General features: G+C 54.5%; 1 protein-coding gene. It reads right to left on the bottom strand.

What is annotated here, in order from left to right:
• A partial coding sequence (locus J5224_RS34785) for an AraC family ligand binding domain-containing protein (protein WP_264629363.1) occupies positions 1 to 419 on the bottom strand: 419 nt, incomplete at its 3' end.
• Positions 420 to 539: the final 120 nt, after the last annotated feature.

Raw genomic sequence — 539 nt, 5'->3', positions numbered from 1 at the left:
TGATCGCACAGTACGTGGCACAAGCGCAGGTCGGGCTTATCGTGTGGGATCAGCACGTCGCGCGCGAACAAATCGTCCTGAATCGCCTTAAACAGCGGGCCAACCTCGAGCAGGCATGGCGTTTCGGGAAGTTCTGCATACCAGCGCGCATCGAAATTGATGGTGCGGATCGTGGCCTGACGTTGGTTATAGCAGGCGTGCTCGACCCCCTGCGGCAACCAGATAGCAAAATGGGTCGGTGCCCAAAACCGCTCCTGTGCGAGACGCAGCACCACAACGCCTGAAACCACATACAGCAATTGTCCCCACTCATGACGATGAGGCAGGTATTCCGTATCCGCGCTGACCGCCTCGGTACGCAAAAACACCCCGTGCGGCGGTATGCCTTCAGGACGGTAATAAGATCGTTGCCGGGTCATGTTGTCTGTCTTGCCGTTAAGGATGTCTTGTTTTCACTATATAGAACGAACCCGCCTGACGTAAACTGGCATACCACGTTAATGAGAATTGTTATCATGCAAGCGCTATTCCCCCTTATT

Source organism: Candidatus Symbiopectobacterium sp. NZEC135, from assembly GCF_025962695.1.
Note: the sequence above shows the minus strand (reverse complement) of the source record. Positions and strands in the feature narration are given on the sequence as shown.